The organism is Enterobacter sp. C3_dUdeg (assembly GCF_057536195.1).
This window is the reverse complement of record NZ_BAAKFX010000001.1, coordinates 1,010,368-1,024,034: the sequence shown is the minus strand read 5'-3', so window position 1 is coordinate 1,024,034 and position 13,667 is coordinate 1,010,368. Positions and strand designations below refer to the sequence as shown.

At 53.7% G+C, this 13,667-nt stretch carries 14 protein-coding genes; 9 read left to right on the top strand and 5 right to left on the bottom strand.

The genetic code is table 11. From position 1 onward, the window contains the following. Positions 1–28: 28 nt before the first annotated feature. Positions 29–1,492 (top strand): EAL domain-containing protein, encoded by a 1,464-nt coding sequence (locus AC27FC_RS04795; RefSeq protein ID WP_196354415.1) that lies wholly within the window; start codon positions 29–31, stop codon positions 1,490–1,492. Between the two features lie 28 nt (positions 1,493–1,520). Here the strand turns inward: AC27FC_RS04795 and AC27FC_RS04790 are convergent, their stop codons facing one another. The 3 genes from AC27FC_RS04790 to AC27FC_RS04780 all read right to left on the bottom strand — a co-directional run bounded on the left by AC27FC_RS04790 (position 1,521) and on the right by AC27FC_RS04780 (position 3,182). After that, entirely contained in the window at positions 1,521–1,793 is a 273-nt protein-coding gene (locus tag AC27FC_RS04790) for an ElaB/YgaM/YqjD family protein (protein WP_023311651.1), read from the bottom strand. A gap of 119 nt (positions 1,794–1,912) precedes the next feature. Beyond that, the gene (locus tag AC27FC_RS04785; protein WP_045142955.1) at positions 1,913–2,581 is read right to left on the bottom strand and encodes an epoxyqueuosine reductase QueH; all 669 of its coding nucleotides are present in this window, start codon (positions 2,579–2,581) and stop codon (positions 1,913–1,915) included. A gap of 124 nt (positions 2,582–2,705) precedes the next feature. Then, positions 2,706–3,182 carry a GNAT family N-acetyltransferase gene (locus tag AC27FC_RS04780; protein WP_033145486.1) on the bottom strand — a complete coding sequence of 159 codons (477 nt, stop codon included), beginning with the start codon at positions 3,180–3,182 and terminating at the stop codon, positions 2,706–2,708. A 93-nt stretch (positions 3,183–3,275) separates the two neighbouring features. Here AC27FC_RS04780 and AC27FC_RS04775 point away from each other — a divergent pair, with 93 nt between their 5' ends. Continuing rightward, positions 3,276–4,202, top strand: a complete 927-nt coding sequence (locus AC27FC_RS04775; protein ID WP_196354414.1) for a LysR family transcriptional regulator — start codon at positions 3,276–3,278, stop codon at positions 4,200–4,202. 51 nt (positions 4,203–4,253) lie between these two features. Here the strand turns inward: AC27FC_RS04775 and AC27FC_RS04770 are convergent, their stop codons facing one another. Next, positions 4,254–5,120, bottom strand: coding sequence for an AraC family transcriptional regulator (locus AC27FC_RS04770; protein ID WP_033145488.1), 867 nt, complete (start codon positions 5,118–5,120; stop codon positions 4,254–4,256). A gap of 224 nt (positions 5,121–5,344) precedes the next feature. Here AC27FC_RS04770 and AC27FC_RS04765 point away from each other — a divergent pair, with 224 nt between their 5' ends. After that, entirely contained in the window at positions 5,345–5,650 is a 306-nt protein-coding gene (locus tag AC27FC_RS04765) for a hypothetical protein (RefSeq protein ID WP_033145489.1), read from the top strand. Between the two features lie 120 nt (positions 5,651–5,770). On the opposite strand, the gene AC27FC_RS04760 is transcribed toward AC27FC_RS04765, so the two are convergent. Next, on the bottom strand, positions 5,771–6,685 hold the full coding sequence (locus AC27FC_RS04760; protein ID WP_196354413.1) for a LysR family transcriptional regulator: 915 nt from the start codon (positions 6,683–6,685) through the stop codon (positions 5,771–5,773). 169 nt (positions 6,686–6,854) lie between these two features. Here AC27FC_RS04760 and AC27FC_RS04755 point away from each other — a divergent pair, with 169 nt between their 5' ends. The 6 genes from AC27FC_RS04755 to AC27FC_RS04730 all read left to right on the top strand — a co-directional run bounded on the left by AC27FC_RS04755 (position 6,855) and on the right by AC27FC_RS04730 (position 13,648). Continuing rightward, positions 6,855–8,177 carry an amidohydrolase family protein gene (locus AC27FC_RS04755; protein ID WP_196354412.1) on the top strand — a complete coding sequence of 441 codons (1,323 nt, stop codon included), beginning with the start codon at positions 6,855–6,857 and terminating at the stop codon, positions 8,175–8,177. A 66-nt stretch (positions 8,178–8,243) separates the two neighbouring features. Further along, positions 8,244–9,443 (top strand): arabinose transporter, encoded by a 1,200-nt coding sequence (locus tag AC27FC_RS04750; RefSeq protein ID WP_196354411.1) that lies wholly within the window; start codon positions 8,244–8,246, stop codon positions 9,441–9,443. 55 nt (positions 9,444–9,498) lie between these two features. Beyond that, positions 9,499–10,269, top strand: coding sequence for an SDR family NAD(P)-dependent oxidoreductase (locus AC27FC_RS04745; RefSeq protein WP_232959947.1), 771 nt, complete (start codon positions 9,499–9,501; stop codon positions 10,267–10,269). A 101-nt stretch (positions 10,270–10,370) separates the two neighbouring features. Further along, positions 10,371–10,646 carry a metal/formaldehyde-sensitive transcriptional repressor gene (locus AC27FC_RS04740; protein ID WP_003857256.1) on the top strand — a complete coding sequence of 92 codons (276 nt, stop codon included), beginning with the start codon at positions 10,371–10,373 and terminating at the stop codon, positions 10,644–10,646. Positions 10,647–10,677: 31 nt separating this feature from the next. After that, entirely contained in the window at positions 10,678–11,796 is a 1,119-nt protein-coding gene (locus tag AC27FC_RS04735; protein ID WP_167819251.1) for an S-(hydroxymethyl)glutathione dehydrogenase/class III alcohol dehydrogenase, read from the top strand. Positions 11,797–11,956: 160 nt separating this feature from the next. Continuing rightward, complete coding sequence (locus AC27FC_RS04730) at positions 11,957–13,648, top strand: methyl-accepting chemotaxis protein (RefSeq protein ID WP_033145493.1); 1,692 nt, start codon at positions 11,957–11,959, stop codon at positions 13,646–13,648. The last annotated feature ends 19 nt before the right edge of the window (positions 13,649–13,667 follow it).

The window sequence follows — 13,667 nt, the reverse complement described above, 5'->3', positions numbered from 1 at the left end:
ATGGCGCCTCAGTGCCCAGGAGCAGTTTATGACCCACACAATTTCTCTCAGAAATGAGGCGTGCGATGAACATAAATTTGTCATCTCCGCCTGCGGTTTTACGTTCCAGGGATATCGTCTGATCCTTAACCAGTACGGAATACAGGCTTCGCATATTCACTTTGACGGGGATGAGGTATCCCAACAGGATCTTGAAAATATCCTTATAAATCAGAGTGCTCATATTGTGGTGTTTCTCGGAAAAGGTATCGTCAGTCTCCTGGAGAGCCTGAAGAGACTGGCGTCCGTACTCAATGCACTTCCCGTTATTCGACGCGTCACCCTGTATGGCGACCTGCCGGATAGCTGGCTATATCGCACCCTGGGCACTCTTTTAAATAATAGCTATCAATTATCATTGATTCGACTGGCCCGCGTTTCAGATGTCATAACCTGTATTCATACACACCATCATGTTTTTAAAGATCGTTCGTACGTATTACGCGATCGCTACAAGGATAATTCTTCGCAAGAAACCGTAAAGTGGCTAACAAAAAGAGAAATTGACGTTTTATTAAATTTCTACCGCGGCATGTCCGTAAAAGAAATGTGCGACGAAATGGGGCTTTCTAATAAAACGGTTTATACCCACCGTAAGGAAGGCGTGCTGAAATTACGCTTAATTAAGCGGTGGCTAAACGATTCGCACAATTTCAGCGCGGAAAGACGTATCAAGCGGCGGAGCCAACATACGGATTTTACGGATAAAGAATCAGAAATTTTTAATGCATTATATAAAAAAGAGATCTTCCCCGCTTATCAGATCATTACCGATCGTGACAAAAAGGGCGTAGGCTTTGAGATACTGATCCGCTGGAATAAAAACGGTAAAATTGTCAAGCCGGCCAGTTTTCTCACGGATATTTCAAATCATGAGATATGGTTGAAAATAACGGCGTTAGTCATCCATGCCGCCGTGTCAGGGATTAATAAGTATAATGGAAAATACTATTTTTCTGTAAATATTCCGCCTCGTCTGGCTTCCGGAAATGCATTGCCTGATATGGCAAAGAAAGCTATCGACATGCTGCTCAAGCCGCAGTGGGCCGAAAAGCTGGTCTTTGAATTTGCTGAAGATATTGACGTGACGAAGGACAAAAGGATCCCTGAAACCATGCGGCATTTGCGTAATACGGGGTGTCGATTATTTCTGGATGACTGCTTCTCTAACCATCAAACCATGTTCCCGGTGCGGCAGGTGCATTTTGATGGACTCAAGCTGGATCGCGACATCGTTGAGCATTTTGTGGCAAACGACAATGACTATAACCTGATTAAAGCGATACAGATTTATAGCGACATGACCGGAACGGACTGTATTGCCGAGGGGGTTGATAGTGAAGAAAAGTTTGAAAAATTAGTCGCGCTGGGCGTCAAAAATTTTCAGGGGTATTATTTATCGCGCGCAGTGAAAGAGGAAGATTTAGACCGCATGGTCAGAATGTTTAGCTAAGAAAAATAAAGCCCCGAAGGGCCTTTTATTATTTTCGACCGAGCAGCAGGCCGAGAACAATACCGACCGCACCCGCTGCGACGAGGCCGGTAAGGGGATTATTTCTGACAGCTTCAGTAACGTCGGAAACGGCATCGCTGGCCTGCGCGGCATATTTTTTGGCCGCACCTTTTACCTGATGCTTTGGTGAATCAACGAATTCACCAAACTGCTGCTGCGCGGAACCTGCAAGCTCGTCAAATTTATTTTTAGCTTTATCTTCAGCAAACTGGGTGTTTTTATCAGTACCGAAATCAGACATTTTTGCCTCCTTTTGTTGATTATTAAAGGATAGCCGCTCTTTGTGGATGTGGGAGACGTTAGGCTAAATTCGGTACATATCAGGGCTGTTTTCGGATATATCTCTATACCGGGAACCCGTTATTTCTCATTGTCATCCTGACCGTAATACAGTTTCCCGATGCGAATCAGCGGGCGGCCCTGAGACTTACGATGCAGGTTACTGTCCCTGAGCGAATAAACGCACCCGCAGTATTCCTGCTGGTAAAACTGCTCCCGCTTGCTGATCTCAATCATGCGAGAGGAGCCGCCCTGTTTACGCCAGTTATAGTCCCAGTAAACCATACCCGGATAGCGCGCGGCAGCACGCTGGCCGCAGTCATTTATCTGCTGCATGTTTTTCCAGCGTGAGATCCCCAGCGAGCTGCTGATGACGCGGAATCCATTTTCTGCCGCATAGAGCGCCGTACGCTCGAAACGCATATCGAAGCACATGGTGCAGCGGACGCCGCGCTCGGGTTCCCATTCCATGCCTTTCGCGCGCTCAAACCAGTTATCGGTATCGTAATCGGCATCAACAAACGGCACGCCGTGTTTTTCCGCAAAGCGAATATTCTCCTCCTTACGAATGAGGTATTCCTTTTGTGGATGGATATTGGGGTTGTAGAAGAAAATCGTGTAGTCAATCCCCGAAGCCTGGATAGCCTCCATCACTTCACCCGAGCAGGGGGCGCAGCAGGAGTGCAACAGCAGCCTGTCGGCACCGTCTGGCAGGGAAAGTTGTGGTCGGATAAAAGGGGCTGTCGTCATGGCGTTCTGCAATATGTTTATGAAATTTATGGAAGGGTAGCATAAATTCATCATCTGTTGAGACGGGATCAAGGCAGGACAGAGCGACCCCGCGGGGCGGGATCATCTCGGGTACCACGTGTCGTTATTCGGCAAATTTCAGCAGCGCGTCGCCATCAAGACGATAGCGAACCCATTCGGACTGCGGCAGCGCGCCTATGCTCAGGTAAAAATCAATCGCGGGCTGGTTCCAGTCCAGCACGCTCCATTCAAGGCGGCCGCACTGACGTTTTACCGCGAGCTGCGCGATATGTTTCAGCAGCGCTCTTCCCGCGCCTTTACCGCGATACTCCGGGGATACGTACAGGTCTTCCATGTAAATCCCGTTGCGTCCGAGCCAGGTCGAATAGCTGGTGAAGAACACGGCATAGCCGGCAGTCTTGCCTTCACACTCCGCGATCAACGCTTCGGTTTTTGTGCCTGCGCCAAAGAGCGTTTCGCGGATCTCCTCCGGCGTGGTAACCACTTCTTCCGGCGCTTTTTCATACACCGCCAGCTCGTAGATCATGGCGTATATCGCCGCCGCATCTTCGGGGCGGGCCTGACGAATGGTGATGCTCATTATTTTCCCTGTGTTTTAGCCTGTGTTTCGATTGATGGCGTTAAGCATACGGAGTATTGTCCGAAGAATTAAGTGCAATGAAATCAACAAAAGATGAATATTATGCATCCGGTACTGAGGCGTCTTGATTTAAACCTGCTGCCCGTTTTCGACGCGATTTACCGCCATCGTTCCGTTCGGCTGGCCGCTGATGAGCTGGCGATGAGCACATCGGCACTGAGCCATGCGCTGTCGCGTTTGCGCATCACCCTTAATGACCCGCTCTTTTTTCGCGAAGGGCATCGCATGTCCCCCAGCGTGTATGCCAATCAGCTTGCGCCTTCCATTGCTTCCGCATTGTCGTTCCTCAACCATGAGCTGACCCCGCAGCCGGAGTTTGACCCGGCCAGCAGTACCGAAAGCCTACAAATTGGGATTACGGACTTTACCGCGCTGTGCATTTTCCCGGCGCTGATGCACAAACTGCAGCTTGCGGCCCCGGGTTTGCGTTTCGAATTGCGCTATCTGCCGCACAGCCTGGCGCTGACGGAACTGCTGGCGGGCGAAGTGGATCTCGCGCTGGGGTTCAGCACTCAGGATGATATCCGGCACCCGGAGCTGGAAGAGATCGACTGGTTTGAAGATGAGTATGTGGTCATCGGCAACGCGCGGCGGACGCGTCTGACGCTGGAGGATTATCTCGCGGCCCGACATCTGGTGGTGACGCCATGGAATGAGAAGCAGGGCGTTCTGGACGTGCGGCTCGAACAGCTGGGCTATACCCGACAAATTGCGATCAAAACGCCGTCGATGCTCAGCGCGCCGTTTATCGTTGCGGAAAGCGACCTGCTGATGGCGATCCCCCGTTTTGCCGCTGAGAAGCTGGCTGCGGCAGCGGACCTGAGGATTTTTCCTTTACCGTTTTCGATACGCACGTTTGAAGTGAAAATTTACTCGCATAAACGCAGCGGCCAGCGGGGGGCGACCCGCTGGCTTAAGGAGGAGCTGCAAACGCTGGCGCAGGCTGGCAGGGAACCGTAGGCCGGGCAAGCGCTGTGCCGCCCGGCAGAAATGGCGGTCAATAAGAGATAGTCACTTTAACGGCAGGTAGATATCGGTTTGCAGCGCATGTTCCGGCACTTCGTGAATAAAGTTGAGGTAGTGGAAAAATACCGGGGCATCGCGCAGCGTTTCGCCGCTGGCCGGTAGCCAGTCGCGAAACATCGCCCACACCGTGGCGGAAATGGTATCCAGAGACCCCGTGTGACGGCCAACAGCGTAACGTCCGCCGTCGATTTCGCCACTGCAAACCCCGAATTCATTTTCTGGTATCGCTTCAGAGATACTGCCGCAGATATCGAAACGAAAGGCGTCTGCGGGTGTGGTTGCCGGGTCATCCCAGGCAATGCCAAACGTGCTGCTTTCGTGTACTGGCGATAAGCCCGTGGTTTTACGCCATGCAATAAATTTCGCCGCGCTGTCATTAACCCGATCCGGGCTACCACGGTGCTGCAGCATTGCCACTTGGATCTGTGGGAAATCAACAATTTTAATTTCCATCGTTTTTTGCTCCTGGAAGGTCATTTTCGGTACGCGCTGGTGCCAGTTCAGCCAGTCCGGCTGCTGCCGAAACTGACGCGGGCTTTTTCCAAACGCGTTTCTGAAGGCGCGACTGAACGATTCAGGGCTCTGGAACCCGGCATCGAGCGCAATATCAATCACCTTATCCTGAGGATTAAACGCCAGTCGCCAGGACGCATGACGCAGGCGCAACCACTGAATATAGCGATACAAAGGCTGGCCGCTAAACGCCAGGAACTGCCGGTGAAAATGATAAGGCGAACAGCAGGCTAACGCGCTGAGCAACTCCAGCGTAAGCGGTTCATCGAGATGTTGGGCGATATAGTCGCACACCGTCGTGAAGCGCTCGCGGTAAGCCGTTTTGATTGCATCGTTCATTGCATCCTCCTGATGACCTACTTTGCCTCACCGAACGGCCAAAATCCTGACCGATCTTGCTGATTATGGAGAGGGTAGACTGGCGGTATATCATTGTGCGGCATTAATCGTTCCGTCGTACCTATGATACTGCTGAATGATGAATGAAGACTCACTTCCTATACTTATATTAGGTTTGTCATAATCCAAATTTTCTAAGCTACAAAAATTTATGAGAGGTAATAATGGAAAAGGACTTAAAGCCAGAACAAATCGAAATCATAAACCGTATTGTATTTGAGCAAATCGACAAGATGCAGGCCAGAGTAGCCGAAATAGTTGCTGAAACAGAGAGATCTACGCACCAGCAGCTGCAGGATAGCGGGATTGATATGACCGAATTTTATCCGGCTAATAAGGATTATTTGATGATGACTCTTGTTCAACACTTAATAGATCAGGTACATGGCGGCAATATGGTTCTTGCCCAAAAAATGATATCCATGGAAGCAAAACGGCTGAATATCAGCGTACATGTTGAGGCAGAGTAAATAATATCGAATAAGGAATAAATGAATGGGGTCATGTTTGTGAACAGACAAATTTCGTGAGTATCGCTGAGGCTATCAGCTGCTCGCCGCTAAAGTACGTCCAACAGCTGATAGTTTTTTTCAGTTCGCTTCATGATTTGCGCAAATTTCAGCGCAAAATTCCATAAAGGCTTCGACAGCAGCGGGGGGCAGTCGACGAGATGGCCGCGTGATATACAGCGGATAGGTTTCGCCTGGCCATTCCGGAAAAAGTTCGACCAGCATTCCGTCAGCGATCAATTGCGTGACGCTGAGTGAAAGTACCTGGGCAATACCAACACCACTTACGCAGGATTGCACCATCAGATCTACATCGGTTGTCGTCAAATGACCATGAGTATCAATAGCCAGTACTTCGCGATCGCGACGGAATTCCCACTCAAACGGTTTCCCGCGGCGAGGATCGATATACTGGATGCACTCATGCGTGACTAGTTCTTCAGGATGCGCAGGTCGACCATGCCGTTTCAGATATGCCGGTGATGCCACAGTGAGTACGCGCGTCTGAAAGAGCAATTTCGAAGAAATAGTTGAGGGGAGCTGTGGTCCGAAACGCACCGCAACATCTATACCCTCTGTCACAAGATCCCCTACGTCAGGCTGCTGCACTACTGTAAGTTCCAGTTCCGGGTGACGTTCGCGCAAAAGAGGTAGTTTCGGGGCCAAAATATAGCGAGCGAAGATTGGATTAACGCTGACCCGTAATGATCCTCGTACAGCAACGGCGGCACCGGATACGTAGCTTGCCGCAACTTCAATACCTTCAAGGTGTGGCGAGGCGCGCTCATACAAAGCCCGGCCTTCGTTCGTCAGGTTCATCGTACGCGTCGTACGGTTTAGCAAGCGCACTCCGAGCCTCTCTTCAAGACGATCTATCGATCTGCTCACGCCAGAAGCGGACAGTCCCAGCACCTCGCCAGCGCGGCTGAAACTACCCGCCTCGACAACTGCGGCCAACACGCTCAATCCTGACAGTAGCCTTCCGTCAAAACTCATAGAGACTCACCTTTGAATTTATTCAAATATAATTTGCATAAAACTACCTTTATCAAAAATGGTGCGCAACCTATTGTGTCAGCCAATTCGTTGCCGGGCGCTATTTTACCTGTCTCCGGCTGGGCGAACCTCGCAACGAACGGCATCACTTAACCCTGAGGAATACGAAATGACAACGACGCGCACTCTTTTTAAAGGCGGCATCATCCTTACTCTGGATGCCAATATTCCCAACCTCTCCGTGGGCGATGTTCTCGTCCATGGCGACCGTATCGCAGCAGTGGGTCCGGAACTGCAGGCGGATGATGCCCAGGTAATCGATGCATCTGGCCATATTGTTATGCCCGGCCTGGTGGATGCTCACCACCATATGTGGCTTGGCGTAATGCGCCGCATGATGCCAAATGTCGACGATCTTTTTGCTTACATCGATGTGGTCGCAGAGAAACTGGGCAAACATTATCGTCCCCTGGACATGTACCTAAGTACCAGGCTCACGGCACTTGCCTCACTGGACGCTGGTATAACTACAATCATTGATGCCTGCCACAACTCGCGCAGCCCCGAGCATACTGATGCAGCATTAGATGCTCTAAAGGAAAGCGGCATCCGTGCGTTACATATGGTCGGTGCAGCAATGGATAAAGAAGCTTCGTCGGCGCATTTGCCTGCCGAATTGGAGCGGCTGTCGCGAAGCTGGAATAGAAGTGACAGCCTGGTGCACGTTGGTCTGTTTGGTCAGCTCAATCTTGACTGGTGGAAGGTCGCTCGCAAACTCGACATGCGCATTCTGACCGAATTCATCGGCGATCTTGCCAATCTCGGCCCTGAGTTTGCCATGCCTGGCGTACTGGGCACACATAACATCTTCAATCACTGTTCGAGGGTTCCTCAGGATACGTGGAAGCTCCTGGCCGATTCAGGAGTGAACATCACGGTCAATCCACGGTCGGATGCGCTATTTGGCTTCGACGATGAAAGTTTTGCCTACCAGCAGGCTGTCGATCGCGGCTTGACCCCGGCACTGGGCATTGACCTTGATACTGCCTTTGGCAGCGATATGTTCGGGGAAATGCACGCTCTGTTCGGGCAACAGCGATCGGCTATGCGCTACCGTCGCTTCCGTGGTGAGGACAATGTGCCGTCACCCATCACGGCCGAGGACGTACTGAAAGCGGCAACTGTTAATGGCGCGCGTGCGGCCGGTTTGGAGGACCAGATTGGCACCCTTACGCCAGGCAAGCAGGCCGACATTATCATGGTTCGCACCAGCGGAGCCGCTGTTTTCCCGGTATCCAACGTAATTGCTACCGTCGTGCAGGCGATAGAGCGGTCTGATGTGGATACCGTGATGGTGGCCGGCCAGCTTCGTAAACGTGCGGGCAAGTTGGTGGATATTGATCTGGCGGCGCTCAGTACAGAGATAACCGTTTCTCGTGATTACCTGCTCAACGCCAGCGGCTATCAAATCGATCTTTTTAAAGCATCCTGATGACAGAGCGGCCTGATACACCGGGCCGTTCAACCCTCTTAATCATATTTCATAAAGGATAATGACATGGGAGCCCTCGCCATTAAGCGGTTTGCGGAGGATAACACCCCGCGCGTCCTGCTTCCCCGCCCGGCAACGGGCGTTATTGCCGCACTTTTCTTTGGCTATCTGGCAGTCGGACTGCCGCTGCCGGTGATTCCATTGTTCATCCATGGCCATCTCGGCTTCAGTAACCTCGTGGTGGGACTGGTGATCGGCATCCAGTTTCTGGCCACCGTCCTGACCCGCGGCTATGCCGGACGGGTTACAGACCAGCAGGGCGGTAAACGTTCTGCTCTTCAGGGAGCAATCCTTTCAGCGGTAGCAGGGGCGCTGTATCTGGTGGCTTCGGTAACTGATTTATCGCCTGCTGCAACCCTTTGCATTGTTATCGCAGGTCGTCTGATGGCCAGTTTTGGCGAAAGTCAGTTCGTGACGGGATGTGTGTCCTGGGCCATTGCCTCAGTTGGCCCTCAGCGCGCCGGTATGTCCATGTCCTGGACCGGCATCGCGATGTTCGCGGCGCTGTCGATTGGTGCTCCTGTTGGCATGGCGTTATATCAGCATTACAGCCTCACAATGGCGATGATTGCCTGTATTGCTGCACCGATGTTGGCCGCTCTGGTTGCATTTTGTACCCCATCATATATATCGCCAGGAGGTCCGCGACTGCCATTCCATCGCGTAGTAGGGCGCATCTGGCGCGAAGGGCTGGGATTAATGCTTCAGGGCGTTGGGTTGTCAGGACTAACCGCTTTTGCCTCGCTGTACTTTGCGGCACATCACTGGCAGAACGCCGGCCTGGTGATGACTGCGTTTGGACTGGGTTTTATTTTCGTTCGCCTCTCCCTGGGGCATCTGCCAGACCAAATAGGCGGCTATCGCGTTGCGGTTTGGTCACTGGTGGTTGAAGCGCTAGGCCAGGCAATGTTGTGGTTGGGTTCAAACGAGTGGATGGCACTTGCAGGTGCTCTGGTTACCGGACTGGGCTGTGCGCTGGTTTTCCCCGCACTGGGCGTCGAAGCCTTAAGACGTGTTCCACAAGCCAACCGCGGCAGTGCAATGGGCGCATTCGTTGCATTTCTGGATGTCGCTTATGGAATCGCCGGGCCGGTAGCTGGCCTGATCGCCGGTCAGTTTAGTTATGCCGCTGTATATCTGTCTGGCGCGGTCTGTGCGCTGCTGGGGGCACTGATTGCGAGCGCGTCCCGCATGCAGCAATCCTGAATAAACATTCGAGCCGGCAGCCTTTGCTGTCGGTTTACTAATCTGGAGAAATTATATGTCACGCATTTTCATCTCCGGTTCGTCCACAGGCCTGGGTCTGATGGCAGCCGAACTGCTGGTTCAACAAGGACATCAGGTTGTGTTGCACGCGCGTAATGCGAACCGTGCAGAAGATGCGCAACGCTCCTTACCCCAGGCTGAAGCCGTCGTTGTCGGTGACCTGGAGACAATGGAAGGTGCCAGGCAAACGGCATTGCGTGTCAACGCCCTGGGACCCTTCGATGCCGTCATCCACAATGCTGCCGTTGGCTACAATGAAGCGTATCGCGTGACCCGCGACGGGCTGCCGCACGTTTTCGCGATCAACACGCTCTCGGCTTACATCCTCACCGCGTTGATTGAACGTCCACAGCGCCTCGTCTATCTGAGTTCGGGTATGCATCATCATGCCCGGGCAAACCTGGATGATATTCTCTGGCGCAAACGTCGCTGGAGTGGGTCCGACGCCTATGCGGAGAGTAAATTGCACGACGCTATGCTGGCTTTTGCTCTGGCGCGTCGCTGGCGTGATGTGCGTAGTAACAGCCTCGAGCCTGGCTGGGTGCCGACAAAGATGGGGGGGCCGCATGCCCCGGACGATATGGACCAGGCGCACCTGACCCAGGCCTGGCTTGCCTCCAGCCGTGATTTTGAGGCTGACGTAACGGGGAAATATTTCTACCACATGAAGCGCATGACGGCTAATCCGCAGGCGCACGACGTCGCATTGCAGGATCGTCTCATTAATATTTGTACTGAGATTTCAGGGATAGCGCTGCCGGAGTAATACGTAACGTTAACGAAATGCGCATTAACCATAAAAAACAGAGTGTTTACATTTCAAGGATAAAATAGGTACCATACCCCCCTATAGTATCAGGAGGGCGTATGCCGCATTCACCCGAAGATAAAAAACGTATTCTTACTCGCGTCCGCCGCATTCGGGGTCAGGTTGATGCCCTTGAACGCGCGCTGGAGTCGGGCGACCCCTGTCTGGCCATCCTGCAGCAAATCGCCGCCGTGCGCGGGGCTGCCAATGGCCTGATGGGCGAAATGGTTGAAATTCACCTCAAAGATGAGCTGGTGACGGGGGAAACCACGCCGGATCAGCGAGCCGTACGCATGGCAGAAGTCGGCCATTTGCTGCGCTCTTATCTAAAATAAACCCACACACCTGACAAAAAGGGAAGACATGATGAAATCTCGCGCTGCAGTTGCATTTGGTCCCGGCCAGCCGCTGAAAATCGTTGAAATCGACGTGGCACCGCCGAAGAAAGGCGAAGTGCTGATCAAAATCACCCATACCGGCGTGTGCCATACCGATGCGTTTACGCTCTCCGGTGACGATCCGGAAGGCGTCTTCCCGGCGGTGCTGGGTCATGAAGGCGGCGGGATTGTGGTGGAAGTGGGCGAGGGCGTGACCAGCCTGAAGCCTGGCGATCACGTTATCCCGCTGTACACCGCGGAGTGCGGCGAGTGTAAGTTCTGTAAATCCGGTAAAACCAACCTCTGCCAGGCGGTTCGCGCCACTCAGGGGAAAGGGCTGATGCCGGACGGTACCACCCGTTTCTCCTATAACGGCGAGCCTGTTTACCACTACATGGGCACCAGCACCTTCAGCGAGTACACCGTTTGCGCGGAAATTTCCCTGGCGAAGGTGAACCCGCAGGCGCCGCTGGATAAAGTCTGCCTGCTGGGCTGCGGCGTGACCACCGGTATTGGCGCGGTGCATAACACGGCAAAAGTCAAAGAGGGCGACACCGTGGCGGTGTTCGGTCTCGGCGGCATTGGTCTGGCGGTGATTCAGGGCGCGGTGCAGGCGAAGGCCGGGCGTATCATCGCGGTCGACACCAACCCGGAGAAATTCAGGCTGGCGGGTGAAATGGGCGCGACCGATTTCGTTAACCCGAAAGATCACGATAAACCGATTCAGGACGTCATCGTTGAGATGACCGACGGCGGCGTTGACTTCAGCTTCGAATGTATCGGCAACGTGAACGTGATGCGTTCCGCGCTGGAATGCTGCCACAAAGGCTGGGGCGAGAGCATCATCATTGGCGTGGCCGGCGCGGGCCAGGAGATTAAAACCCGTCCGTTCCAGCTGGTCACCGGTCGCGTATGGCGCGGTTCCGCGTTTGGCGGCGTGAAGGGCCGTACCCAGCTTCCGGGTATGGTTGAAGATGCTATGGTCGGCAAGATTCAGCTCGATCCGTTCATTACCCACCGTTTGCCGCTGGAGCAGATCAACGACGCGTTCGATCTGATGCACGAAGGAAAATCCATCCGTACCGTCATTCATTTCGGCGACAAGTAACTCTTCTGCCAGCGGTTTTTCACCGCTGGCGTTTCTTTAATAATCTTCTCTAAAGTGTGACCAGTGCGGCGTTTTTAGCCGTAATCTAAATCTCTGCCGTGCCGATGACTATTTAACAGGCGTGTTTTTACGCATCTTACCTACAAGAGAGTCGACGGTCATGGACAACACTACTTCGATGCAGGCGCAGCGCAAGCTGAGCTTCTTGCATCACATCAGGCTGGTTCCGCTGTTTTCCTCCATTCTCGGTGGCATTATTCTTCTGTTCGCCTTGAGCTCGGGTCTGGCGGGGTATTTCCTGCTGCAGGCCGATAACGATCAGCAGGATGTCACATCCGAAATTCAGGTGCGTATGGGGCTGTCGAACAGCTCAAACCATCTGCGTACCGCGCGTATTAATCTGATCCACGCCGGTGCGGCAAGCCGCATCGCGGAGATGGATGCGATGAAGCAGAACATCAGCGAGGCGGAAACGCGCATTAAGCAGTCCCAGGAGAGCTTTACCGCCTATATGAATCGTGCCGTGCGTACCGCTGAGGGTGCAGCGCTGGATGAGGATCTCAAGGCGCGGTACGACGCCTATATCGCGGGCATGCAGCCGATGGTGAAATTCGCCAAAAACGGCATGTTCGAAGCGATTATTAACCACGAAAACGAAACGGCGCGTCCGCTGGATGACGCTTACAACGCCGTGCTGCTGAAGGCGATCAAGATCCGCACCGAGCGTGCCAATGCGCTGACGGCGCAGGCGCACAGCCGCACGCAGCTGGGCCTGATGTTTATGGTGGGCGCGTTTGCGCTGGCGCTGGTGCTGACGGCGATGACCTTTGTCGTTCTGCGCCGTACGGTCATTAATCCTTTGCAGCGTGCAGCGAAACGTATCGAGAATATCGCCAAAGGCGACCTGACGATGCCGGACGACGTGGCCGGGCGCAGCGAAATTGGCCGCCTGACGCGCGATCTGCAAACCATGCAGCACTCGCTTGAAAACACGGTGGGCACCGTACGTCAGGGGGCGGAAGAGATCTACCGCGGCACGAGCGAGATTTCCGCCGGTAACACCGATCTCTCTTCGCGTACCGAACAGCAGGCTGCGGCCATTGAGCAAACCGCCGCAAGCATGGAACAGCTTACCGCGACGGTGAAACAGAACGCCGATAACGCCCATCATGCCAGCAAGCTTGCGGAAGATGCCTCCGGGAAAGCCAGCCGCGGCGGCCAGATGGTCTCAGGCGTGGTCAAAACCATGGGCAATATCTCCACCAGTTCGAAAAAAATCTCCGAGATCACCGCCGTCATCAACAGCATTGCGTTCCAGACCAATATCCTGGCGCTTAACGCGGCGGTAGAAGCGGCGCGGGCGGGCGAGCAGGGGCGCGGTTTTGCCGTGGTGGCAAGCGAAGTCCGAACCCTTGCAAGCCGCAGTGCGAATGCCGCAAAAGAGATCGAAAGCCTGATTAACGAATCGGTGTCGCTGATCGACCAGGGCTCCGGTGAGGTTGTGGCTGCCGGTAACACCATGAATGAAATCGTCGAAGCGGTTAAACGCGTGACCGACATCATGCTGGAGATTGCCGCCGCGTCCGATGAGCAGAGCCGCGGTATCGTGCAGGTGAGCCAGGCGATTTCTGAGATGGATAAAGTGACCCAGCAGAACGCCTCGCTGGTGGAAGAAGCCTCTGCGGCCGCCGCGTCTCTGGAAGAACAGGGCGCGCGTTTGACCGAGGCGGTCGGCGCGTTTCGTCTGAGCAGTACAAAGCCAGGCCGCGCGGTGATGTCTGCGCCAGTATCGAAGAACGCGCCGTTGCGTCCGGCGGCGACGGTTTCCGGGGATAACTGGGAGACGTTCTGAGTCGCCACCGGGCAAAAAA